This window comes from Spiroplasma endosymbiont of Villa modesta, from assembly GCF_964030925.1.
Lineage (GTDB): Bacteria > Bacillota_I > Bacilli_A > Mycoplasmatales > VBWQ01 > Spiroplasma_E.
Genome location: NZ_OZ034992.1, coordinates 1672633 through 1698241 on the forward strand (window position 1 = coordinate 1672633; position 25609 = coordinate 1698241).

29 protein-coding genes, 2 tRNA genes and 1 riboswitch are annotated in these 25609 nt (G+C 23.7%); of the genes, 5 read left to right on the forward strand and 26 right to left on the reverse strand.

Annotated features, from left to right (window positions below; translation table 4 throughout):
• Positions 1 to 51 precede the first annotated feature (51 nt).
• Entirely contained in the window at positions 52 to 315 is a 264-nt protein-coding gene (locus AAHM89_RS10690; protein WP_342266327.1) for a hypothetical protein, read from the forward strand.
• Here the strand turns inward: AAHM89_RS10690 and AAHM89_RS10695 are convergent, their stop codons facing one another.
• The 7 genes from AAHM89_RS10695 to AAHM89_RS10725 all read right to left on the reverse strand — a co-directional run bounded on the left by AAHM89_RS10695 (position 316) and on the right by AAHM89_RS10725 (position 5730).
• Positions 316 to 930: a hypothetical protein gene (locus AAHM89_RS10695; protein ID WP_342266328.1), complete on the reverse strand. Its 615-nt coding sequence runs from the start codon at positions 928 to 930 to the stop codon at positions 316 to 318.
• Entirely contained in the window at positions 903 to 3179 is a 2277-nt protein-coding gene (gene rnr, locus AAHM89_RS10700; protein WP_342266329.1) for a ribonuclease R, read from the reverse strand. Before rnr ends, AAHM89_RS10695 begins: the two co-directional genes overlap by 28 nt.
• Positions 3180 to 3285: 106 nt before the next feature.
• Positions 3286 to 3549, reverse strand: coding sequence for a preprotein translocase subunit SecG (gene secG / locus AAHM89_RS10705; RefSeq protein ID WP_174480339.1), 264 nt, complete (start codon positions 3547 to 3549; stop codon positions 3286 to 3288).
• A 170-nt stretch (positions 3550 to 3719) separates the two neighbouring features.
• Positions 3720 to 3986, reverse strand: coding sequence for a hypothetical protein (locus AAHM89_RS10710; RefSeq protein ID WP_342266330.1), 267 nt, complete (start codon positions 3984 to 3986; stop codon positions 3720 to 3722).
• A gap of 14 nt (positions 3987 to 4000) precedes the next feature.
• Positions 4001 to 4174 carry a hypothetical protein gene (locus AAHM89_RS10715; RefSeq protein WP_342266331.1) on the reverse strand — a complete coding sequence of 58 codons (174 nt, stop codon included), beginning with the start codon at positions 4172 to 4174 and terminating at the stop codon, positions 4001 to 4003.
• 3 nt (positions 4175 to 4177) lie between these two features.
• Positions 4178 to 5266: a hypothetical protein gene (locus tag AAHM89_RS10720; protein ID WP_342266332.1), complete on the reverse strand. Its 1089-nt coding sequence runs from the start codon at positions 5264 to 5266 to the stop codon at positions 4178 to 4180.
• 173 nt (positions 5267 to 5439) lie between these two features.
• Positions 5440 to 5730, reverse strand: a complete 291-nt coding sequence (locus tag AAHM89_RS10725; RefSeq protein WP_342266333.1) for a hypothetical protein — start codon at positions 5728 to 5730, stop codon at positions 5440 to 5442.
• Between the two features lie 643 nt (positions 5731 to 6373).
• On the opposite strand from AAHM89_RS10725, the gene AAHM89_RS10730 reads away from it, so the two are divergent.
• Positions 6374 to 7255: a DegV family protein gene (locus AAHM89_RS10730; RefSeq protein ID WP_338958025.1), complete on the forward strand. Its 882-nt coding sequence runs from the start codon at positions 6374 to 6376 to the stop codon at positions 7253 to 7255.
• A gap of 50 nt (positions 7256 to 7305) precedes the next feature.
• On the opposite strand, the gene AAHM89_RS10735 is transcribed toward AAHM89_RS10730, so the two are convergent.
• The 19 genes from AAHM89_RS10735 to AAHM89_RS10825 form a co-directional block, all read right to left on the reverse strand.
• Positions 7306 to 7380: transfer RNA gene (locus AAHM89_RS10735), tRNA-Trp, on the reverse strand.
• A 59-nt stretch (positions 7381 to 7439) separates the two neighbouring features.
• Positions 7440 to 7901, reverse strand: a complete 462-nt coding sequence (locus tag AAHM89_RS10740; protein WP_252319930.1) for a Fur family transcriptional regulator — start codon at positions 7899 to 7901, stop codon at positions 7440 to 7442.
• A 35-nt stretch (positions 7902 to 7936) separates the two neighbouring features.
• A complete protein-coding gene (locus AAHM89_RS10745) occupies positions 7937 to 8185 on the reverse strand; it encodes an acyl carrier protein (RefSeq protein ID WP_342266334.1) in 249 nt (82 codons plus the stop codon).
• A 60-nt stretch (positions 8186 to 8245) separates the two neighbouring features.
• Complete coding sequence (locus AAHM89_RS10750; RefSeq protein WP_342266335.1) at positions 8246 to 8719, reverse strand: hypothetical protein; 474 nt, start codon at positions 8717 to 8719, stop codon at positions 8246 to 8248.
• Between the two features lie 203 nt (positions 8720 to 8922).
• Positions 8923 to 9330: a transposase family protein gene (locus tag AAHM89_RS10755; RefSeq protein ID WP_339045908.1), complete on the reverse strand. Its 408-nt coding sequence runs from the start codon at positions 9328 to 9330 to the stop codon at positions 8923 to 8925.
• Positions 9331 to 9353: 23 nt separating this feature from the next.
• Positions 9354 to 9776 carry a transposase family protein gene (locus tag AAHM89_RS10760; RefSeq protein ID WP_339045912.1) on the reverse strand — a complete coding sequence of 141 codons (423 nt, stop codon included), beginning with the start codon at positions 9774 to 9776 and terminating at the stop codon, positions 9354 to 9356.
• 105 nt (positions 9777 to 9881) lie between these two features.
• Entirely contained in the window at positions 9882 to 10202 is a 321-nt protein-coding gene (locus AAHM89_RS10765; protein WP_342266336.1) for a hypothetical protein, read from the reverse strand.
• 34 nt (positions 10203 to 10236) lie between these two features.
• A complete protein-coding gene (locus AAHM89_RS10770) occupies positions 10237 to 11283 on the reverse strand; it encodes a hypothetical protein (RefSeq protein ID WP_342266337.1) in 1047 nt (348 codons plus the stop codon).
• A 9-nt stretch (positions 11284 to 11292) separates the two neighbouring features.
• Entirely contained in the window at positions 11293 to 11649 is a 357-nt protein-coding gene (locus tag AAHM89_RS10775) for an MG284/MPN403 family protein (RefSeq protein ID WP_342266338.1), read from the reverse strand.
• 75 nt (positions 11650 to 11724) lie between these two features.
• Positions 11725 to 13176, reverse strand: coding sequence for a proline--tRNA ligase (proS, locus tag AAHM89_RS10780; protein ID WP_342266339.1), 1452 nt, complete (start codon positions 13174 to 13176; stop codon positions 11725 to 11727).
• A 6-nt stretch (positions 13177 to 13182) separates the two neighbouring features.
• Complete coding sequence (locus AAHM89_RS10785) at positions 13183 to 14967, reverse strand: hypothetical protein (RefSeq protein ID WP_252319918.1); 1785 nt, start codon at positions 14965 to 14967, stop codon at positions 13183 to 13185.
• 14 nt (positions 14968 to 14981) lie between these two features.
• A complete protein-coding gene (locus tag AAHM89_RS10790) occupies positions 14982 to 15683 on the reverse strand; it encodes an acetyltransferase (RefSeq protein ID WP_252319916.1) in 702 nt (233 codons plus the stop codon).
• Between the two features lie 50 nt (positions 15684 to 15733).
• Positions 15734 to 17257, reverse strand: coding sequence for a cardiolipin synthase (gene cls / locus AAHM89_RS10795; protein ID WP_342266340.1), 1524 nt, complete (start codon positions 17255 to 17257; stop codon positions 15734 to 15736).
• A 100-nt stretch (positions 17258 to 17357) separates the two neighbouring features.
• Positions 17358 to 17448: transfer RNA gene (locus tag AAHM89_RS10800), tRNA-Ser, on the reverse strand.
• Between the two features lie 189 nt (positions 17449 to 17637).
• Positions 17638 to 20244 (reverse strand): class 1b ribonucleoside-diphosphate reductase subunit alpha, encoded by a 2607-nt coding sequence (nrdE, locus tag AAHM89_RS10805; protein WP_342266341.1) that lies wholly within the window; start codon positions 20242 to 20244, stop codon positions 17638 to 17640.
• An 18-nt stretch (positions 20245 to 20262) separates the two neighbouring features.
• Positions 20263 to 21282: a class 1b ribonucleoside-diphosphate reductase subunit beta gene (gene nrdF / locus AAHM89_RS10810; protein ID WP_342266342.1), complete on the reverse strand. Its 1020-nt coding sequence runs from the start codon at positions 21280 to 21282 to the stop codon at positions 20263 to 20265.
• A gap of 156 nt (positions 21283 to 21438) precedes the next feature.
• Positions 21439 to 21604: riboswitch (cobalamin riboswitch) on the reverse strand.
• A gap of 189 nt (positions 21605 to 21793) precedes the next feature.
• Complete coding sequence (gene coaE, locus AAHM89_RS10815) at positions 21794 to 22387, reverse strand: dephospho-CoA kinase (protein ID WP_342266343.1); 594 nt, start codon at positions 22385 to 22387, stop codon at positions 21794 to 21796.
• A gap of 10 nt (positions 22388 to 22397) precedes the next feature.
• The gene (tsaD, locus tag AAHM89_RS10820; protein WP_338958057.1) at positions 22398 to 23336 is read right to left on the reverse strand and encodes a tRNA (adenosine(37)-N6)-threonylcarbamoyltransferase complex transferase subunit TsaD; all 939 of its coding nucleotides are present in this window, start codon (positions 23334 to 23336) and stop codon (positions 22398 to 22400) included.
• A complete protein-coding gene (locus AAHM89_RS10825; protein ID WP_342266344.1) occupies positions 23311 to 24138 on the reverse strand; it encodes a purine-nucleoside phosphorylase in 828 nt (275 codons plus the stop codon). Before AAHM89_RS10825 ends, tsaD begins: the two co-directional genes overlap by 26 nt.
• Positions 24139 to 24424: 286 nt before the next feature.
• Here AAHM89_RS10825 and AAHM89_RS10830 point away from each other — a divergent pair, with 286 nt between their 5' ends.
• From AAHM89_RS10830 to AAHM89_RS10840, 3 genes are all read left to right on the forward strand, one after another.
• Complete coding sequence (locus AAHM89_RS10830; protein WP_338958062.1) at positions 24425 to 24946, forward strand: hypothetical protein; 522 nt, start codon at positions 24425 to 24427, stop codon at positions 24944 to 24946.
• A 322-nt stretch (positions 24947 to 25268) separates the two neighbouring features.
• Positions 25269 to 25391 carry a hypothetical protein gene (locus tag AAHM89_RS10835; protein WP_342266345.1) on the forward strand — a complete coding sequence of 41 codons (123 nt, stop codon included), beginning with the start codon at positions 25269 to 25271 and terminating at the stop codon, positions 25389 to 25391.
• A gap of 30 nt (positions 25392 to 25421) precedes the next feature.
• Positions 25422 to 25553 (forward strand): BspA family leucine-rich repeat surface protein, encoded by a 132-nt coding sequence (locus tag AAHM89_RS10840; protein ID WP_342266346.1) that lies wholly within the window; start codon positions 25422 to 25424, stop codon positions 25551 to 25553.
• The last annotated feature ends 56 nt before the right edge of the window (positions 25554 to 25609 follow it).

Genomic DNA, 25609 nt, shown 5'->3' on the forward strand with positions numbered 1-25609 from the left:
CAAAGCTTTAATTTTAAAATCATTGTTATTATTGATAATTTCTAAAATAGTTTGGGCAATAAAATTATTATTGATGAACAAAATCATATTTTAAAAATTTCTACGAAAACGGAAATTATTAATGAAGATGAATTTGAAATTTACACATTTGCTTTAGAAGCAGATACTGCTGATTTTATTTTAAAACTTATTGCTAAAAATCAAATTAATGCTGAAATTAATTATGCATTTATAAATAATATTGAAGATTCTTATAATATATCTGAATCAGACTCATTAGAAGAAAAAAAGAAAAAAATTAGGAAACTCTTTTAACTATTTATAAATTTCTTCTCAATTATAAACTGAACCATAACACAAAGCTTTAATTTTAAAATCATTGTTATTATTGATAATTTCTAAAATAGTTTGGGCAATAGAAATCCCTGAGGCAACTATATCATCAATAATAATAATGTTTTTTTTATTAAAAAAATTAATATATTTAGGTAATAAATGAATTTTATTAGTAATTTCCATTTGTCTTTCGCTAACTTTTAATTTATTTTCTCAAAATTTACGGTAGTTATCAACTTGGAAAATATTATTAATAAATAATATCTCATAATTTAATTTTTTTTTAATAATTTTAACTAATTCAATTATTACTAATTCTAAACTACTAACTGAAGTAGGTTTTTTTGGCATCATAATAAAATAATCTAAATTTTCAAACAAATTAAATTTTTGACCAACTTCAAATAAATTAGTTGCTAATCTTATTACAGTATCTTGTTCAATATTTACTTGCTTAATTAAGTTATAATCTTCATTAACTCATAATAAATCCGGATATTGTTTTAAGCCTGGCGATTTAAAATAATTATAATAATAGCATTCAATGTTAAGATTGCTTTGTTGAATTAATCTTTTTTGCCCTTGTATTTTCATTTTTTTACTCCATTTTTCTTTTCACTTTTATTTTTTTTAACTTTACCATTTAGTTTTATCTTTTTTCTATATTTAAAATTATTTGCTTTATACATTTTTGATGATTGATTATTATTATTTTTATCACGGTTTTTATTTTGCTGACCATTTTCTTCTAAAATAAAATCAATAGTTCTAGCAACTTTATTTGCACTTTTAACAAGAACACTGACCTTTTGACCAAGAGCATACTGTTTTCGTTTTCTTTCACCAAACAAAATCATTGCTTTTTCATTAAAAATATAATAATCATCAGTCATGTCTGCAATTCTAATTAAACCTTCAATTGTATTATCTAACTCAACAAATAATCCAAAGCCAGTTACACTAGAAATTATACCTTCAAATTTATGACCAATAAATTGCATCATGTATTCTGTTTTTTTCATTTGATCTACAGCTCGTTCACACTCTAATGCTTTTAATTCCATATTACTAGATTGCTCAGCAGCTCAATTAGTAAAACTTTGATATTTCTCAATTATTTTAGCATTTATTTCTCTTTTAACTATATATTGGTGCAATAAACGATGAACTATTAAATCAGGATAACGTCTAATTGGCGAAGTAAAATGTGTATAATAATCACTAGCAAGTCCAAAATGGCCAATACATTTATTAGTATACTGTGCTTTTTCCATACTTCTTAATAATAAAGTTGATAAAACTTGAAATGTTGGTAATTGTTTTAAAGAATTTAATAATAATTGTAAATCTTTTGAACTAATATTTGTGATTTTTGGATTTAATTTAATGCCCATTAATTTCAGAATTGTAACCATTTGATGCATTTTTTTAGAACGAGGATGTTCATGAACACGATAAATAAAAGGTAATTTCATATCAAATACAGTTTTAGCAACTACTTCATTAGCTCTAATCATAAAACTTTCAATTAATTTTTCAGCGATATCACGAGTTCTTAAAATAATATCAGTTACTTCTCCATTGTCATTAATAATTGTTTTTGCTTCATTAATTTCAAAATCAATTACTCCAGCATCTTGTTTAAACTTTCATAAAATTTGGTGCAATTCTTTTGCTTTTAGTAACATTTCTCAAATTTGTGGATGTGTTTTAATAAAATTTGGATTTTTACCATTATATCCATCATTTACTTCATCATAATTCATTCTTCTTGCTGATTTCATAAATGCCTGATAAATTTTATGTTTTACTGTTAAACCATTCTTATCAATCTCCATATCACAAACCATACATAAACGTTCTACTTGTTCATTTAAAGAACAAATACCATTTGATAACTGCGTTGGTAACATAGGAATAACACGATCTGCCAAGTAAACAGATGTACCGCGAGTAAATGCCTCTTCATCTAAAGGACTATTTTCTGTTACATAATGACTAACATCAGCAATAGCTACAATTAAACGATAATTACCATTAGCTAGTTTAGTAACACAAATAGCATCATCAAAATCTTTAGAATCTTTACCATCAATTGTAACTAATAACTCTTTAGTCAAATCAATACGACCAATTTTATCTGATTCTAAAACTGTTAATGGCACCTTATCTGTTGCTGCTAATGTTTCAACATCAAATTGTGCTTTAATGCCAATTTCATAAATAACAGCTAAAATATCAACACCAGGATCATTAATATTACCCAATATTTTAGTAATAGTAACATTAAAAATATTCTGTTCAAAATTTTTAATTTTTGCAACAACAATATTATTTTCTAACGCTTTATCAGGATTTAAAATATTAACTTCATACTGTTGTAACTTTGCATTTTGAATTAATAATGTTTTTACTTTCGTATCTGCATTAACAATAACAGTACCAACAAGAAGATTAGTATCACGTTTAATAATTTTTAATACTACAGCCTCATCATTCTGATTATTAATTTTCACTAACTTACATAATACTTCATCATTATTTAACGCATTATTTATGTTTTTTATATTAACGTAATATTCTTCTTCACTATTTAATAATTTAACAAATCCAAATCCTTTTTTAGTAATTTGAATTTTGCCAATAAATAAATTATTATTTTTTAGCATATAAAATTGTTGTTCTTTATTTTCCAAAATAATTTCACTATTTTTCAATTCTTCTAAATCAGCAATAAGTTCTTGCTGTTGATGATGATTAGTAATATTAAGTTTCACTGTTAAATCAACCGTTGATAAAGGTGTAATACTATTTTGTAACTCATTAATAATCTCTTGCTTCATTTCAATCAATCCCAACTTTATCCTAATTATATAATTAATTATAATCTATCTTTTAAAATTTATAAAAAGGCACATTTTAGTGTGCCTTTTTATAAAATAATTATCATTAATTTATAACTCCAATAGTATTAATAAGAATTCTTACTATTATTGCCATAGTAAATAACGATATACCTAATACTAAAGTGGCAATAGAAAATAACTTACTTCAACCACGTTCTTTAGTACTAGCAAATAATTCTTGATTACCCCCACTTAAAGCACCAAGTCCATTATGATTTTTTTTACCTTGTAATAAACCTAAAATTACTAATAATATAGCGATAATTAAGGCAATAATTTCAAAAGCAAAAATAATGTTTTGACTCATTTTGTCACTTCCACTTCTTTATAATATTATTAATTTTACACTTAATTTTACTAAAAATAAAAAAATTTTCATAATTATTATTATGACTTATTCCAAAATTAAAATTTTAATTATGAAATAAGCCTAATATGTTATGTTTTATAATTCTTTTATAGGAAAATTTATTAACTTTATTCTGGTTCAATTTCTAAGTAATTTCCAACAGCATTTGTTACAATCTTTCATCCATGTTGATTGGTCATCATATAAAAAATGTTTATTTCTGAAAAATTATTATACATAACTTTAACCAAAGTTTTTAAATTACTATCACTTAAACTATTTGCTAAGGTTCCTATCAATTGTGGAAATTTAGTAATTTCACTTAAAATTTTTTTTTCAAAAAGTTGATAGTCATCTTTATTATCTTGATAAATTTCTGCTAATTTTATTCACATATCATTACTAATACCTAATTTAATTTTATTTTACTTGATTCTGTATATTGTGGAGTTTTATTGTCTAAAGGTATGTAATATTTTTCTATTTTATTATATTGATTATGGGAATTGATATCAGCATTATGAGCATGCGATCAATTATACACTAAATATGCTATTCCACCAACTATAATTACTCCACCCACAACTTATCCAATAGGTCCTCCTTCAATCATAACAGATGCACCACCTTCAACAACCTCTTCGCCAATAGCAATCGCACCTTCTTCACCAACCTCTAATAAAGGCACTGCTTCTTCTGTTTCAACTACTGTTGTAGCTTGTGGAGAACTTATTCATTTAACAACTTTATATGCAGGTGGAATACTCATAGTTGTGGTAGTGGCTAGACCTTTTAATAAATATTCATTTTTATTAGGTGTTATAAAAACGATTCCATATTTATGCAATTCAACAATTTTTTCAAATTGTGTTCAACTAGCATCAGTAAAATGTTGTCCATAAATTTCTGTTAGTTTTTTTCTTACATTATTTTTACTTTCTGTAGATGTGGTGTGATAAATATCTAATAATTTTTGATCAATAATTTGTGTTTTTAAAATATCACACTTTGGTTTCTGATTTATTCTAGAGCCTGTACTTTGATTACTTTGTTGATTTCTATTTCTAGAACTAGTTCCAATGTTAAAAGATTGTTCAGATGTTGATGGCAAAACAGCGCTTCCACCTGCTGAAGGTGAAGGGGTTGTTGTTGTAGTGGTGTGCAAATTACTTGGTCTATAATTTGATATATCTTCAAGTGTAGTAAAAGTAACACTAAAATCACAATCATAAATAATATTCAAATTTTCTGTAAATATTATACTGTTTGGACGAAACATATGTGATAGCGGAATTATTAATGTAGTTGAAGTTAAAAATGGAGAGAAATCTATACCCGACACAAAGTCGAAATGAAAAACTAAATCAGGATTTAATTCTCATAACCTTTCCATAATAGTACTCGGATCATTACGTCTAATTTGTCCTAAATTAGTATTTCTAAGTAAAGTCGATAATCTTACGCTTTGTTCATTAATAGTAACAGTTACATTTAAATCACTATCAAAAACAATATGAGGATTATTCTGTTGAAAATCATAAACATTTTCTGATAAAATTTGAAAATTATTTATGCCTATAGGATGTCTATTTGTAAAACTAGGATAACGTAAATGCAAATCGGGATTTAAAAAATTTAATCTCTCTATTATTGTTAATGGTGCATTATCTAACAATTCTCCTAACTCAGTTCTAATAAGAATACTTGATAATGTTAATCTTCTAGGTGTAAAGTTAATAGTAAAATTTAAATTTTTTGGAATATTTCTTGCGGGATTTTGATCGTAAATGTTAATACCAGCATGCACTGTTGCATTAATATTTGTAATGTTTTCAAATTCAATATTTTCTAAAAATCTTCTCTAGATAAAATTGGATGATTAATTTCTCTTAATCTTTGAATAATATGTTGTTTATCATTCGCTTCAATTTGACCAATATTAATTGTTGTCATTGTTTTTTGTAAACTTGGTGGAGTTTGCCTTTTAACTCTTTTTTTTGTAGAATTTACTCTTTCATCTTTTTCTTCTAATTCATTTTCTGTTTCAGTTTCTATTTTAGTTAAAGTACCACTTTCAGCAGGAATACCACTAGTTAATGCAGTTGATGCAATAATTGTTTTAATAATTTTCTTTTTCATAATATAACCCTCTCTTTAAATCTCTAAATTTTTCATAATGTAATCATTTTATATGATTTATGAAATAAAACAGATTTGATATAAAAATATCGGGGTTTTAGAAATTTAAAATATATTCTTTGATAATTAGAAAAACACAACATATTGATTTACATCATTAATATTTTCATCAATATTTCAATATTGATTTGAGTTTTTAAGTGGTCATTCATTTATTTGGATTTTTTTATTTTTATTACTTAATGAGTTTTATTTTTTTGACTTATTTATATAAATTTTTCTTGATTTTTAAAAAAGTAATATGCTGATAGTTTTGATTTAATATATTTTGTTAGATATCTAATTGAAAAATATTTTTTCCGTCTTTAATAATTTTTAATTTTGAAAAAATATTTAACTTATTAATAAAATCCTTTCATGTCAAAATTAGTGTTAATTATATAACACAATTGTTTTTAGAATACATTCAGTTTTTTAAAATTAATGTTCTAATAAAAAATCTAAGAAACAAGAATCAACCATTCCAAAAACAACATATTAACTATTTTATATATCTTTCAACGATGAAAGTCCATTTTTAAGTAAAAAATATATGTTATAATTTAATAAATAAGTAAAAAATATTATAGTTAGGGTGAGAAAATTGAAAAAAAAAATTGGTATTGTCGCTGATTCCTCTTCAGGATTTTCAATTAAAGATTTAAAAGAAATGAATATTGGATTTTGTCCATTATTAATCACTTTTAGTGATGATACAACTATTACTGATGACCCTAACATTCTAGAGGATGAAGAATTCTATAATAGAATAGTTCATAAAAAACAATCTGCCAAAACTTCGCAAACACCACTTGGTCAAATGAGTATAATTTGAGAAGATGCTTTAACTAAATTTGAAAAGATTATTTTTATTCCTTTATCAAAGGGGTTATCGGGTCAATATAACACTGCTACTATGTTATCAAAAGAATCTAATTTTAAAGATAAAGTTTTTGTTTTTGATAGTAATGGTGTTTCAGTTATTAACTGACTATTAGTTAAAAAAGCATATCAAATGTCACTTAACGAAAAAAATAATGTTAATGATATTATAGAAGCACTAAAATTAATAAGAGATAACTATATAGCATTTATTTTACCTTATGATTTAAATTATTTAGTTCGTGGTGGTAGAATTTCAAAATCAGCAGCAGCCTTAGCTACTATGTTAAAAATAACTCCAATTTTATCTTTTGACGGAACCATTGATAAATTTGATAAAACAAGAACATGAGATAAAGCTATTAAAAATACTCTTAAAGAAATTAATAAAAGTAAAAAAATAGAAAGCATTACTCTCTTTTACATTATTCATGCTTTTGCTGAGGCAAAAGAAATAGAAAAAATTACAAAATTTGTTAAAGATTATGGCATTAAAAACGTCAAAACTATTAATTTAGCAAACGTAATTTGTGCTCATACAGGAATTGGAACCTTCAGTTTTGTTGCTTTTAATTTAGATAAAGATAAGTTACCAAAATTATAATAATAAAAAATTCACTTTTATGAGAAACATTTAAAAGTGATTTTTAATAATGGCAGGGGTGGCAGGACTCGAACCCACAACACTCGGATCTGAAGGCCGATGTTCTACCATTGAACTACACCCCTAAAATATTTAATTTAAATAGTACATGTTCAATTTTACGCGAAAGAAGTTTTAAGTTCAATTAAAATTTCATTTTTTTTATTTTTAATTCACATTTATCACAAATTCCATGAATTTCTAACTTATAATGTGAAAAATAAAAATTATTTTTAGTTGCTAATTTTTCAAGTTTTTCTTCTTGTAATGGTGAAATTTGTTGTTTATCTTCGAAAGAGGCATGAATAATTTTATTACAAAAATTACAAATAATATGAACGGTATTTTCTGATAGTTCATAAATTATTTGTTTTCCTTCAAAAACATTAGCATGAATAATATGTTCTGTCATTAATAAATCAATAGTATTATAAATACTCATAATATTAATATTATCATTACCTTCTTTTGTTAAAAAACTAATAATATCATTAATACTAACATGTTGCTTAAGCGTTAATACTTTAATAACTGCTTTACGAACATCAGTTAAACGATAGTCTTTATCTTTCAACTTTTGGATAATATTTTCAAAATTTTTATTCATACTAATCTCCTGATAAAATATAATATTACTTTTTTTTATTTTTTTTCAATTGCTACTAATCTTTCAATTTCATTTATTAAATCTTGAACTGTTTTTGTTTGTAAATCCAGTAATTTATTATCATTAATTTTTACATTATGTTTTTCTTCTATTTTAATAACAATCATTACTAATTTAAGAGAGTCAATTTTTACATCTTTAAATTTAGTTTTGGGTGTAATTTTTTCTTTAATTTCTGGATAATCTTTTTTAATAATTTGATGAATTTCACTTAAAATATCCATAAATTCACTCCTAATTTAAATCATTTTTATTAATAGTTATACTTAGTATAACATAGAGCATTAAATTTTATTTGTTATTTTAAAATATCATTCTAAATAATCTAGTTTTAAATTAATATTATATTCAACTCATACAGCATTATTTAAAATATTAAAATGAAAAATAAAATTATTAATTTTTCATTGTGGAAATGTTTTAATAATTAACTTTAAAAATATGTATTGAAATAAATCTTGATTAAATTGTATTTTATATATAATCTGTGACTGATTTGCTAAGATAGTACTATTTTTATCTAAAATAATTGTAATACTTTCATTTAATTTTTTAATATCAATAGCTTCTACAACTATGTCTGGATTTAAATTTTCTTTTTTATCATCTACGGTCTCTAATTCTACATCATATTCTTTTACCATTTCATTTAAATTTTTATTAGTTGAAAAATTTTTGATAATAAAAAATAACATAATACTTAATGTAATAGTGATAGTAATAAGTAAAATGCTAATTTGTAACCTACGTATAAACATTGGACATATTCCGTAATTAAATTTAATTAATTGTCAATAAAATTGTTTTAAAACTATTTAGTGTTATTGAATATAGAAATAAATATTTTTTGAAAAAATAGTTTAAAAAATGAGTTTACATTTTAAACAAAAAATTGTTAATAATATTTTTATATTAACTCGATAAAAATTTAAATTTTAAAAAAATATTTTTAATATTTTTTTTATTTTAATGGTTTTATTTTATTAAAAATTTCACAAAGTAAGTTAAATCTTAAGTACATAAGTCTAAATTTAGATTTTCTACATTTATTTACTAAAATTTTGAATCTTTTCAATCAAGCAAAGACATGTTCAACTTTAATTCTAATTTTAGATACAATCTTATTGTATTTTCTTTCTTGTTTAGTTAATTTTTTATTTTTAGTTCTTTTAATTGGTATTATTGTATTTTTATAAATATTTTGTATACCTTGATATCCTAAATCACCAATAATTATTGTTTTTTCTGAAAATTCAAGATTTGAATTTTTTAATATTTGAAAATCATGCACTTTACCATTATCAGCAAAAATATCAACAATTTTTTTATTAAAAAAATCATATACAATTTGAAATTTTATAGAATACATTCAACTTTTACCAGAAAAATATTCTAACTGTAGTTTTTTTTAGTTGGTCTTTCAATTTCAATCTCAGTTGAATCAATTAAATAAAATTGAAATTCATTTGAATTTTCTTGTTTTTTATCAATTTTTAATTTATATCTTTCTTTTAAAAATTGGTAATCTTTGTGGTTACTAAGTTTATTTTCTACTCAAGTAATATTTCGAAAACAACTTGATGGGCTCATTTTAGATTTAATACTCATTTGAAAAAAAGTATAATATTCTTTTCAGTATAATAAAGTCATCATTAATCTTTCTTCTACTGAAAGTTTATTTTTTCGACCTTTATTTTTTTCTAATTTTTCTATTTCAATTAATTTTTCTAACATTTCATTAAAATGAAAACGTTTTATACCAAAATATCTGTAAAATTCTTCATTTTTTAATTTTTTTAAATTTTCAAAAATCATTTTTATCAACACTTTTCTAAATTTATTGTTAATAACAAAATTATAAAATAAATTTTAAAATTATTAATTGACTTTTAAAAAATTTAATTACGGAATATGTCTATTTTATACCTTTATTTGACTATGAATTAAATACTTATAATCAATAAAACTAAAGTTATCACTACTATAAAATTTTAATATTTCATTGTAAGTTAAACTAAAATTAGTGGTTGTCACTCAATTTTCACTATTATTTCTTATTAATTTTTTAATAAAAATAGAATGATATGGACCACCAATAATTGGTTCACTACTTTCTTCAATAAATTTTAAATTAATATCATATTTAAAAAAGGTTTGAAAATTAAATGGAATATTTATATTAAAGTGAAAACATTCAAATCTTGGTAAATCAAATTGATTTTTTCCTATTTCATCATTCAATACTATTTTATTTACAATGCTATTATAAATAGTACTATAAAATTCTAAATACTAAATAATATTCATCAATATTTTTTTTATTACGTAATAAAAAAGCTGGTATTTTATTATTTTGATAAAATTTTGATAGATTTTCATTAATATTTAATGATGTATTTTGTTGTAAATCAAAATTATTATTAAATATTAATATTTTACGTAATATTGTTTCTTTATCATCATAATAATAATCTTTTACTTTTGGAAAATGTGATACTAGATAACGTTTTATTCTTATTGGCACTATATTTGCAGTATTAATATTATTACCAGAAAACTTAAAAACCTCATCTAATCTTGATTTTCCACCAACTATCATGTTCTTCATGATCTTTTTAGAAAAAATATGATAAAATCCTTTATCAGAGAAATTTATCGTTAAAATAATGGGATTTTTAATTTCCAAATTAAAATTTGTTGTAATAAACATTTTTGGTTTAATTTGTAATTGATACTGTGGATTACTATTAAAGTAAAAACTAAGTGTTCCATAATTATGTTTATTATTAATATGACGAACTTGCTTTAAATTACTAGGTTTTTTACAATTAAAACTATAATTTAAAATATTTATATTATCTTTTTTAATTGCTATTGCTGGTAAAATTATCTTATAAGTTTTCATAACCATATGTAAAAAAGAAATATCAGCATATGGACCAAGTTTATTATTTTCAAGTAATTCTAAATATGAAAAAGTAAGAAATACTCACTTAATTGATTTAGATATCACAAGTTGTCCACTTGCCTGCTTAATATTACTATAATTCAAATCATATTGAAACGTTACATCGTCAAGTAATCCTTCACTTGGTTCTTTGTTAATATCAAAATCACAACTATATGCTTCTACAATTTGAAGTTCAATATAATAATAACTGCTTTTTTGCAAAGTTTGGATTGGAAAACCAACCACTGTAAATCTTGGAATTAAAAATAATTCTTTTTCATAAATGGGGCTGTTTTTTACATCACTCGTTAAATTCATCTTTTGTTCTAAAAAACTACGCGAATTCAATAAATCAATGCTATTAATATTCATTTTATATCCTTAAATTAAATATAAGTATAAAAAACGCTTAATAGTCGTTTTTTCTAATTTTTCATATTCTTTGATATTATAATATTTTTTTCATCAATTTTTATTTGATTTAACTAAGAACGTTCTAACAATATAACTATATTCATTTTTTGGTAATAATGCTAAAACTGTATCAACAATTTGCACATGTTTCTCATAATTTTTTAAATCTTTATTTATCGCTATCTTATTAGCATAGTGAACACTATCCTCTTTCAAAACATAATTTTCTTTAAAATTATTATTTGCTAATGTTAATTTTGCTTGTTCATATTTAACAAAAATAGCAGCAATTAGTTGCTTATCAGCACTTATTTGTTCTTTCATTATTATCACCTCAATAATAATGAAAGAACAAATAATTATCTTTCCTCTATTTTATTTCTATTTAACTGACTAATTTTAATATGATCTTGCAAAATAAGTTCAGACACTATTAGGAGTTTGACACTTAAAACAATTACTTGGTTTTTTATACGGTTCTAAAGGAATACAACGTGATGTTGTACCAGTTAAACTTTTAATTTCTTCTTCACACTTTATTTGATCACAAAAAGGTACAATAAAGAAACCTTTATGAATTTTAACTAATTTATGATATTCATTGAAATCTGTTAACTCTTTTAAACTTGTATTTAATTTTTTTTGTGAATTATTAAATAAATCTTTATTTAATTTATTTAATTGATTAATAATAGTTGTTACTAATAGTTTTTCATTATTAATTTCAACATCAATAGTATCTAAATTATGACGTAAAATTAATTTAATTACTTGGTTTTCAATTTCTTGCTCACCAATTGCAATAGTAATTGGAATACCTTTAATTTGACTTTCACTTTTCTTATAAGAAAAACTTTTATTATCTTCATTTATTAATACTCGGAAATGAGAACTTAAAATTTTAAATATTCTTTCAACAATTATTTTAACTTTATCACTTTTAGGTGATAAAGTTAAAAGCATAATCTGATGCGGTGCAATTGTAGATGGCAATACTAAACCCAGATCATCGCTATGCGCCATAATTAAAGCACCAATTAATCTTGTCGATACACCTCATGATGTTTGATATCCTAATTCTTGTTTATTGTCTTTATTACTAAATTTAATATTAAATACCTTTGTGAACTCTTGACCAAAATAATGACTAGTACCAACTTGTAATGCTTGTCCATCTTGCATCATAGTTTCAATTGTATATGTCATTTTTGCCCCAGCAAAACGTTCGTGAATTGTTTTTGCACCAACAATAACTTTAATTGCTAATTGTTTTTCAACAAAATCAGCATACAACTTAATCATTTTTAATGTAAAGTTTTTTGCTTCTTCATCGTTATTATGCATTGTATGTCCTTCTTGTCATAAAAATTCACTAGTTCTTAAAAATGGTTTTGTATTTTTTTCTCATCTAACAACATTACATCATTGATTATATAATAATGGTAATTGTTTATATGAACTAATTATTTTTGAAAAATGACGACAAAATAAAACTTCTGAAGTAGGACGAATAATTAGTTCCTCTGATAATTGATTATTTCCAACTTTAGTTACAGTTGCACATTCTGGTGCAAAACCCTCAATATGATCTTTTTCAACTTGAAATGCTTTTTGACTAATTAAAAGTGGTAACATTACATTTTCAATATTTAAAATTTTAAATCTTTGATTTAATAAATGTTGAATATTTTCTCAAATTGCATATCCGCGAGGACGAAAAATAATGGTACCGGCTGCTGAACCATTTTCTGCACCATAATCACAAAGTTCTGCTTGCTTAATAACATCAGTATATCATTTGGCAAAATCAATCTCTCTTGCTGTAATATTTTTATTCTTTGCATTATTCATAATGATCTATTCACCTTTCGTTGATTGACTTTTATGTCACTTCCAATAATTTGGGTAATTTAAAGCATCTAGCACTTTATTTGCTTGTTCTGATTCTAATACTTTTCCTAGTAAATAGTCAACCTTTAATCCTTTTAAAACAATAATTTCAGGAACGTTAATAATACCACGAGCTAAAATATTTTTAATACCTAAAATTCTTAAATAATGCAAACAAATAATAACATCAATATATTTACTAAAACTAAAAGTAACTTGTTCTAATAAATTAGAAGTTAAAACTACATAATCAGGCTTAAAATGATTAATTAATTTAAAATTATCAATATGACGTAAATCATGAGTAAAAGAAATTTTTATCTTATTACTACGAATAGTTTTAATAATTGAATCATACTTATTCCAACTATTAATTTCACCAATATCTTGAAAATCAAAAATTAAATCACAATTTTCAAAAAGATTTTTTCTCTTATTAACAAGAGCAATTAACTTTGTTAAAATAGTTTTATCTTGTAACTCAATTAAACTAACAGGAAGAATAAGGTTTTTTTCTTGTTTTAATTTCGCAAATTTTTCAAATGTTTGAATAAATAAAGGCTCATTTACTTTTCATCACAATCCTGAATCTTGAATATTACGCATCAAAACAATAAACGAAACATAATAAGAATTTTTAACAAAATTTCATCAAGCATAGTAACAATTTGGCTCATTTGAATTATCACTTTTATATACTGGTCTAATACTAACACTTAATAGTTTTTCCATTTGTTCTGATTGTAGAAGTGAATAATGATTATAATCGGGATAATTTAAAATATCATTTGTCTTCAATTTGATTTCAATTAAGTCTCTACTTTGTACTACTTCTAATTGATTCTTATCAATAATTTTATTATATAATATATAGACATTTGAAGCATCAGTTTTTACTGAAGCATAAACACATAATATTTGACTTTGAATCTGCAAATAACTACTTTTTTCTACTAAATTACGTTTAATATAACTATTTATTTTTTTTTGGAATCGATATAAATTTATTTTCTTATTTCTAGAATAAATTAAAAACTGACCATCATAATATTTACAAATAATAGTATTATCTAATCCTAAAGTTATTTTACTATAATATGAAATTAATAATTCCATTCGTTCAATATTATTAACAGTTAAAATATTTTCTAATGCTAAATAATTCTTTATTTTTATTAAAATCATATATTCAAATTGACTATTTATTTTTTTATTATATTTTTTTTGACTAAAATTATCTAAAATAGTTTGTACAAAAACTGACTTTACCACTGTTAACTCATTTTGTTGTAAAATAATTGCTTGTGAAATAGCAAAACGATTATAACGAATATTACTTTGCATTTGACCATACAAAACTTTATTATTATTATCAAAATAATCAATTGATAAATCATAAACAATAACTTTACTTCCTAATTGAAAGGAAACCGAAAAATGACACGGCTCAAATGGAACTTTATTCACTAATAAATCTTGAATAAAAATTTCAATTTTTACTTTAGTTTTACGATTCATCATTGATTTAAATACAAACAATGAAATTCGTTTTTTACGATTTAAAACTTCTAAGCGTTCAGAAAAAGTAATGATTTCATTTTTTAAATCAATTTTCAATGGAACTAAACTTAACAAATCACCATGGATAACATTATAATATTGATTATTACGATGATTTAAACGTATAAATAAAATAATTATTATTGTCATAAAAGGAATTAAAGCAATAATTACAATTGCAGATCAACGCATAATTTTACCTCCATTTAATCAGAGCCTAAAGTAATATTACCATTATTTCCTTGGAAAAGTTTTAACTTTAGTCTTTGATTATCAATATATAATTTAGCTAAACGAAACATTTTGCGATCTTTAACCAAAATTCAATCAATAGCTTCAACAGGAATTGTTTCGTATATTTGAACACGATTAGTATCAACATTTAAACCTCAATCTTTAGTAGTGCTTTGAAATAGTTTATGAATATCAACAGAAATAATAGCTATTTTATTAACATCAACATTTTGCTCTGCACATCACTTTCAAAAAAAATGACGTGTTGAATTACCTAACTCTAATTCTAAATAAGTAGCATGTTCTAAATAAGTTCAAACAATATATTCTTGCTTTGGCAATAATTTAATTTGTGAAGAAGGTTTAATTCCTTGTTCTAATATTAAAGTAATATTACTAACATCAGTATAAAAAAATAAGTTAAAAATATTTTTATTTTCTAAATGTTTAATAATTTGAATAGTTGATCTTCTTCTAAAATTTAAAAAAATATTATTACGTTTTTTATTATTCGTTGAAGTAGAAGATTTATTAGATTTTTTTTGTTTTTTAAACCTATTAAAAAAAGGAGTTTTTTTTTCATTGTCTTCTGATAATTTAGAAATATCCAAATTAGGTTGATTTTCATCACTAAAATATTCTTTAATTTTTTTAATTCGTCGACTTCAACCCATAAATTATGACCACCTTATTATTAATATTTACCTAATTATACTAAATTTTTTTAAAATAATGGTGCTAAAATTCTAAGCAATAATAAAAATACACCCCGATAGGTAAAACTACGATGTAGTAGTGGATTACTAATAATTAAACTAGAATGAATAAAATCTTTTTCAAATGAAGCAGATAAATCACTATTTGTTTTACTATCATAAACAATTACTAAAGTTTGATGATCTGAATAAAGACTACGATAATCAAGATTAGTTGAACCAATAATAGTAATATCATCATCAAAAATACCAGACTTAGAATGGTTAAAAACATTATTATATTCGTAAATTTTAACACCTGACTCAATCAATGAATCATAATAAGTTCTTGACATGTCTAATGATAAAAATTTATCAGTAATTCCGGGTAATGATAATCTAACATCAACACCAGAATAAGCACTATTACGCAATGCAGTAATTAAATCGCTAGTTGGAATTAAATAAGGAGTACTAATTCAAACTCGCTTTTTAGCATTACTAATAAATTTAATAAATAAATCTTTTTGAATTGTTTCTTTAGTAATAGGTCCATCATCAATTACTTGAACAATAATATTATTTTTAATTTTTATTTCAGATTTTTCAGCACTAATATCAAGAATATTACCAGTAATAAAATGCCAATCTTGTCTAAATATTAAATCAATTGATTTAACAGCTTCCCCAACAATTCTAATTTGGGTATCTCTTCAAAAACCATACTTTGCAGAAAGATAAATATAGTTATCTGCTAAGTTAACTCCACCAGCATAACCAATATTCCCATCAATAATAATATCTTTACGATGATTACGAAAATTATAATTTCCTGTCATAAATGGTAATCTAACTGGTGAAAATTTATAAATAATAATTCCCATTTTTTTCATTTTTCATATTTTATATTTTGATAAACTAAAATATGAACCAACAGCATCATAAATCATATAAACTTTAACTCCTGCTTCAATCCTTGCTTTTAAAACATTAATAATTACTTCTAATAGTTCCCCTTCACCAAGAATAAAATAATTAATAAAAATATAACTTTTTGCTTGTTTTAAATCTTCAATTAATTTAACAAATTTATTAGGACCATTATTTAAAATTTGAACATCAGTATTATTATAAAATGGTCGATGAGAAATTCTTGTTGTATAGTTAAATAAAGATAAAGTATCTTCACTCAAAGTTATTTTTTTTGATTCTAAAATTGAATTAGCAAAAGTTCAATCTTCTTGGGTATAAAAATAACTATTTGTTTTTAAATAAGCTTTTTGTTTTCGTCGATAACGATAAGGACGACCAAAAGTTCAATATAAAAAAATACCGATGATTGGCAAACATAAGGTAACCATAATTCATGATAGTTTTGCATCTTGCATACGATTGGTAATGAAAATAATAATACCAGTTAAAATAGTTAAAGTAATAATTATCATCAAAATAATTCATGAATATTTAATATAATTAAATATAACAAAAACTATTGTTGCAATCAAAGCAATATATAAGATTAATGATAAAAGTAAGTTTACTCGTTTACGCATGATTTCTCCTTAATATAAAGAGTTCTTTATTAAATTATATCTAATTATTAATAAATTTATTATTTAAAAGTAAAAAAAGCAATTAATGCTTTTTAAATAATGGCGGAATGGGAGAGATTCGAACTCTCGCGACAGTTTCCCGTCCTAACTGATTAGCAATCAGTCCTCTTCAGCCTCTTGAGTACCACTCCAAAGTTATAATAATTATTTTTTTTACAATTATTATTATAACTTTAATTTTAAAATTTACTATGTATTTTTTAATTTTTTTTAAAAATCCTATATTCCAAAATAAAATTTCACTATTTTTTAAATTAAATAAATAATATATTACTAAATTTGTTACAAATTTATTTTTTTACTTGAAACTACTATTTAATTTATACAACACAAACATTGCATTGATAATTTTCACTATCCTCTAAAACCTCTTGACGAATACGAACATAATAAATTGATGAACAACCTTTTTTAAAGGCTCTAATATAAGCTTTATTTAAATCACGAGTTGTCGCTTTATCAGTAATAAATAAAGTTAAAGAAATTGCTTGATCAACGTGCTGTTGTGCAGCTGCTACAATATCAATAATTGGATTAGGACCTAATTCATATCCACCTTCAGTGTAATATGATAAATTATTATCATCAATCTTATAAGCAGGAACATAAACACGACCTAATTTCCCTTCTTTTCGTACCTCAACAGGAGCGACTACCGGTTGTAGACTTGGTGTACACGAAGATAAATAACTAATTGAACCAGTGGGTGCTACTGCCATTAAATGTGAATTAGCCAATCCCGTTTCTTTAATTTTTATTACTAATTCTTTCCATTGCTTCTGAGTTGGAATCATAATGTTATATTTTGTAAATAATTCTTGTATTTTTTTTGTTTCAGGAGTTCATTTATCTGACTGACATTTTATATATTTATCAAAATATGAACCATCAGCAAATTTTGAATTTTTAAATCCACCAAAGCTTCCAAATTTTAATGCTAATTTATTTGAAGCACTAAAAGCATGATAAGCCATAACATAAAAGAAAATATTAGTAAAATCAATTGCTTCTTTTGAATCATAAAAAATATGATTTGTTGCTAAAAATCCATGTAAATTCATAGCACCTAAACCCAAAGCATGATTTTTTTTATTTCCATATGCAACTGACGGAGCACTAGAAAAATCACTACTTCTTGATACGTGGTCTAATGAATGAATTGCTTGAAAAATAACCTCACCAAATTCACTTCCACTTTCCATTACTTTTGCAATATTAATACTTCCTAAATTACAACTAATATCTTCACCAATTTCTTTAAAACTTAAATCACTATTAAATTCACTAGCTGTACTTACTTGAATAATTTCACTGCACAAATTACTCATAACAATTCTACCGGGATGAGCATTATTTTTATTTACTGTATCATCAAATAATAAATAAGGATATCCACTTTCAAAATGTAATTCAGCAATCATTTGAAATAATTTGCGAGCACTAATAAAATTTTTACTAATTTCAGGGTTTTTTAACATATTATAATACTCTTTAGTAATAGAAATATCTGTCATTGCTTTACCATAAACTTTTGCAATATCATAAGGACTAAAAAGTGCCATCTGTTCATTGTTTTTTGCTAATTCAAAAGTAATATCAGGAATAACTACTCCTAAAGACATTGATTTAATACGAATTTTTTCATCTGCATTTTCACGCTTTGAATCTAAAAATAACATAATATCTGGATGATGAACATTTAAATAAACTGCCCCAGCACCTTGTCTTTGACCTAGTTGATTAGCATATGAAAATGAATCTTCAAGAATTTTCATAACTGGGATAACACCTGTTGCTTGATTTTTAATATTTTTAATTGGAGCTCCAAATTCTCTTAAATTTGTTAAACACAAAGCAACTCCACCACCACGTTTTGATAACTGTAATGAAGTAGTAATAGCGCGAGCAATTGATTCCATGTTATCTTCAATTCGTAAAAGATAACATGAAGTGTATTCACCTCTTTGTTTTTTCCCTGCATTTAAAAATGTGGGAGTAGCTGGTTGAAATCTACCAGACATAATTTGTCTTAAAATTTTACTAGCATGTTCAATATTACCATCAGCGAAAAATAAACTATTCATAACAACTCTATCTTCATAATTTTCTAAATATTGTTTACCATTAAAACTTTTTAAAGCATAAGAATTATAAAATTTTAAAATACCCATAAAACTCGTAAACTGATAATTAAAACTGTATGCTTCATTTGTTAATCGTTCAATTTCCGTAATTGAATATTTATTAATTATTGTTTCATCATAATATTGATTTTTTACTAAATATTCTATTCTTTCTTTAACGGTTTTAAAAAGCAATAAATTTGGTTTAATATGATTTTTCATATAAGATTGTGCTGCTTGCAAATCAAATTGTGCATTATTAGTAGTTTTTGCTCTAGCATTTAAAGTAACATATTCATCACTTTCTAAAGTTCCAGATAAAGTATTTATTTCATTGGTATTTTTTTTATTTTTATCTCAAAAATCTACTAATATATTTTTTATTGTTGATACATCATTATTAGTTCCTAATAATTCAAATTGAAATAATAGTGGGACATTTAATTTTTTTGAAAGAATTGGCCCAGCAATTGCAAAAGTATCACCAAAATTAGTATTCCCCGACGCAATAACACCACGACAAAAATTACGATTTTGCTTATTATTTAAAAATTTAATTACCTGTTTAGGAACCGCCCCTTCTTTAATATCACCACCCCCACTATATGTTGGTGTTATTAACACATAATCTTTATCAACTAAAATTTCCTCTTGTAAATCGTGAGGAATTCTTGAATTTAAAACCTCTAATTTTTGAATAAAACGATGAGTATTATTTGACAAAGAAGAAAAATAAACAACATGAATTTTTCCCTCTGGCTTTAATATTTTTTGGTTTGAAACTTTTACAACATCATTATGCATTTTTTTTCTCCTTTAAAATTAAAATTCTCAATCTTCATCTTGCGTTTCTACAGTAATGCCCATTACATAAGATGAACCATTACCTGAAAAGAAATCGTGATTTTCATCAGCTCGAGCTGATAATTGATTAAAAATTTCTGCCTTAATTCTTGTTTGTTCTTCACTAAAAGGTGAATCATATCCTAAATTTTGTAAAAACTTACCAGCATTATATAAACTAAACTTAATAGCATCTTCAGCTAAATTAAATTCTTGATATAATTCTGTTAAATATTGCTTTTCTAAATCAATTAATTTAAACAATAAATCAAATACAAATTTTTTCATTTCTTCTTGTTTTTCTTTTGGTAACTTTTCAACTTTTCTTTGATATTTATAGCCACTATAATAATTATGAATAACTTTATCACGTAAAATTAATCTAATAATATCTGAAGTATTAGGTAATTTACTACGAGCAGATAAATAAAATGGTAAATAAAAACCACCATATAATAAAAAACCTGGCATTAAAGCGGCAGCTACTTTGGATTTTAAAGGATCATCACTTGTATAATAAGGAATTAGTGCACGTGCTCTGGCTTGTAAACTTTCATTATTAATTACTCATTCATGAGCAGATTCAATCTGCTCACTAGAACATAAAGTTGAAAAAATTGTTCCGTATGATCGAGCATGAACTGCTACCATAAAAGCAAAATTTGTGTAAATAACTTGTTCATGATCAGTTAAAGAATTAGGTATTTGTGCGATATCACCAACTGTTGCCTGAATTGTATCTAATAAAGTTAAACCTGTAAATGTTCTTGTTATTAACTCTTGTCATTTTGGATTTAATGTTTTTCAAGAAGTTAAGTCATTAGAAACAGGAATTTTTTCTGGTAACCAAAAATTTTGAGTAATACGGTTTCAAACCTCTAAATCTTTTTCATCATTGATTACATTTCAATTTACAGACCGCATTTTTCCATTAAAATTTTTCATAATATATTCTAATGGTGACTGTGATTGTTGAAAATATTTGTTATCTTTTGCCATTTATTATTACTCCTCTACTTAATTACACAACTAAAACATCCCCTATATTATATAAAGGATGTTGTCATTATTAAAAATTACTTTATTAAAATTACAAATATTAAAAAATAAAAGTAATTATTAAAAATAATCATTAATTCACACCCAGGAATATAATATTACTTAAAAAATTAGACCGGTCTACTGGCTTAGCTTCATTTTACTTGTTACCCTTCTGAAAGTTTTATCTTCAATGGTTTTGTAACGTTCATCAACATCACAGTTGCTGGGGCAGCAAAGAATTCTCATCTTTTTCCCGAACATCTAAAGTTCCTTGTTATTTAGTTGTATAAATATTCTACTACAAGAAAAACAATTTTGGTAATTTATAAATACATTACTATGTATTTTTTTAACCTCAACTATTTTAAAATTATTCTTAATTTTTTTATTATGAAAATTTTCATTTTAATATACAAAAATAATTTAATATATTTTACTATTGTTTTTTAAAGTAAAAAAACATTAATCTCTATACTTTATTTGTTAATAATTTTTTTTCAACTTTTTGTAATTGTTTAATAAAATCATTAATAGTACCGTTATTTTTAACAATAAAATCAATATCTTTATTTAAAATTAAATATTTTTTTTGTTGATTTAATAATGAAATAACTTGTAAATCATTAACATTATCACGTTCTTTTATTCGTTGGATTTTTTTATCTTCCTCAGCCTCAATTAAAAGAATTTTATCAACTAATAAATTTAAATTTGCATTAAATAATACTGCACAATCAATAACAATTAATTCTTGGTGTATTTTATTACGAATAATATCTTCTTCAACAATTTTTATCATTTTTGGTCAAATAATATTTTCTAATTTACGTAAAATATGAGGGTGTTGAAATGCTTCATACCGTAATTTTATTTTATTAATTGTTTTATCATTATTAATAAAAGTATCACCGAATTCATTAATTAATGCTTTTTTTGTTTCTTTTAGTGTATAAATATGTTTAACAACTTTATCAACAAAAATAACATACGCACCTTTATTTTGAAAAAAATTTGTAGCAGTTGTCTTACCTACTCCCGCTTCACCAATAATACCAATAATCATGAGTTCACCCTTACTTATGTTCAATTTGATAACTTGCAAGAATACCAATCATTGCTGCATTATCAGTACAGTATTCTAATTTTGGAACAATTATTTTTAAATTTGGATATTTAATTTTTAAATCTAATACTGCTAATCTTAATTGCTGATTAGCACTAACTCCTCCTGCTAAAACTAAAGTTTTTGGATTATGTTTTTTTAATGCTAATTCAATTTTATTAATCAATACTTGAATAACTGTTGTTTGAAAAGAAGTTGCAAAATTATTAAATTGTAACTTACCTTTTTCTTTATTTATCAAATTAGCACAGGCTGATTTTAAACCACTAAAACTAAAATCTAAACTATTATCATTTTTAGGTAATGGCAATTTATAAGTTGGCTTTCCCAATTTAGCACTTCGTTCAATTTCAGGACCACCCGGATATTTTAAACCTAACATTCTTGCAACTTTATCATAACATTCACCAACAGCATCATCTAATGTTTGACCAAGTATAGTGAAATTTAAATGTTCATTTGCCAACATCAACTGTGTATGACCACCACTAACTAATAAACCAAGTACTGGAAATTCTCATTCATTATTAATTAAAGAAGCATACAAATGTCCATACAAATGATTACACGGAAGCAATGGCTTTTCTAAATAAGCAGCAATAGTTTCTGCTATAATTTTACCTACGTGTAAACAACTAGCCAGACCAGGAGTATTAGTATAAGCAACAAAATCAATATCCATAATTGAAATGTTAGATTTTTCAATTGCTGTTTGTAAGACAGTAGCAATATTTTCACTATGAGCTCGTGCTGCTAATTCTGGAACAACACCACCATATTGTTGATGAAGCTTAATTTGTGAAGCAATAATATTACTTAAAACCTTTTTATCTTTAATAACAGCAACACTAGTTTCATCACAACTAGTTTCTATCGCTAAGATTATCATCAATATCCTCTTCTTTATAATAAGCAACTGCTGATTCTAAAGCTAAAATCATCATTTTTTTAAAACTAGTTTCGCGTAATGCTGCTGAAATTGATTCACCGGTAATAAAAGAATCAGAAATTGTTAATAAACAAGCCGCATTTTTTTCTAAATGTTTTGCATTAGCAAATAAGGCAAAAGATTCCATTTCTACTGCTAAGCATTTACTAATTAAAGGATTAGTTTTATAATCATTATCATTAATACGATAAAATACATCACTTGAATGAATTAAACCCGATCTTAAATTTATTTTTTCACTTACTATATACGAAGAATTTTCATTTTTTTGCTGATCAAATTCATTATCAATTTTTTGTGCCACTTTATTAATAATTTTGCTAATATTACCAACAGATTCAATTTGATTTTCATCAATATTAGCAGCATATTTAGCGAAAGTAGATTCACTATATACTTTAGCAGTATTAATAATATCATAAACTTTAACATCTTTTTGATATGAACCAGCGCTACCAACACGAATAATACAGTCAACATCATAAAATTTAAATAACTCATATGAATATATACCAATTGAAGGCATACCCATACCACTAGCAGCAATAGTAATATTATATCCTTTATATTTTCCAGTAAACATTAACATATTACGAACATTATTTACTTGTTTTCAATCTTGTAAAAAATTAGAAGCAATAAATTGAGCACGTAATGGATCACCTGGCATAATTACTACTTTTGCAATTTGATCACGAGCAGCTTTGATATGAGCTGTTGGAATTTTTTCTTTATTTTCCATATATTCTCCTTTTTTTAAATAATAATAGTTATTATAATATATTGTTAATTTAGTAACAACATTAATATTTTTAATGACTAGTTTTTTATTTTAAAAATTAAATTTAATTTTATAACTTTTCATACTAATTAAAGAAAATAAAAAATATTCTAAAAAAAGTTTAATCAACACCTTTTTTAGTTTTTTAGTATAATTTATTAAAACTAAATAATGTTTAGTTTATAAAAAACTCATTACTTTATTTTAAAGTAAATGAGTTTTTATTTTAAAAAGGTGGGAAACATAAATGTTTAAAAATTTAACTAAAGGAAATAAAAAAGAAATAGAAGAATGCCAAAGAAAAATGAAAAGTTCTTCTGAAAATCGGAAATATTTACAACAAAAAATATATTTTGAATGAGAAAAATTAGATCAAATAAATTGAAGAACAGAAGCAGAACGAGTAATTGAAACAAATGATACTATAAGACCATTAGAACAAAAATTGCGAAAAGAAGAAAAAATATGAATAAATAATTATAAACAAATAGAAGTAATAAAAAATAGACCATATTGTCAAGAAGAAAGAAAACAACGAGAAGCATTAAAAAGTCAAGAATTTGAAAAATTAAAGCATGTACGTATGAATGAACCATCTGTTTATCATGATGGAACTTTTGGTATACTTTTTGATACAGTTTTAAAAACTGGTGAAAAGTTAAAAAGTTCATGGAATGAAACTAATAAAATCAAAATTAATGAAACACCTAGTTGTTCTCATTGAGAAAGAAGGGCAAATAGCAATCCATATAGTTCTCCATTTAAATAAATTTTTATATTTAAAAATAACTAATTTCATTAATGAAATTAGTTATTTTTTATTTCTATCATAAACTAAACACTTATTGAATTTATTTTTAAACAACTTAAATTATAATTAACTTCTTAAACTTAAGAAGTTATTAGGGAAAACAAAAAAAGGAGATCTTAATGAAAACATTAATCAAAACATTAAGTGTTTTAACACTTGCAACAACCACAGGTAATTTAACTAGTTTATTCAAAAAATAATATTATAACTAATTATATTGAAAATAAAACACAACAAGACACAATTTATATTGATAAAAACGGAAAACAAATAACAACTAATGAAAAAAGATTTATTAAAGATAAATAGTAAAGAAATTAGTCAAATTGGATTTTTTAAAAATATATCAGGAGAAATTCAAGTTGTTAATATGCCAAGAACAATTGAAAAAATACCTAATTAATTACCACCAGAAATAACTTCTTTGAGAAAAATGTTCATAGAAGACAAATCATTTAATCAAGATATTTCAAAATGAAATGTAAATAAAGTAACAAGTTATGAAAAATTTGCTATTGGTTCACAAATTGATAATTCTAATAAATTACCAAAATTTAAAAACTAAAATCAAAAATTTTAATAAAAAGGTAATATCTTATTGACATTAAATAAATAAAAATA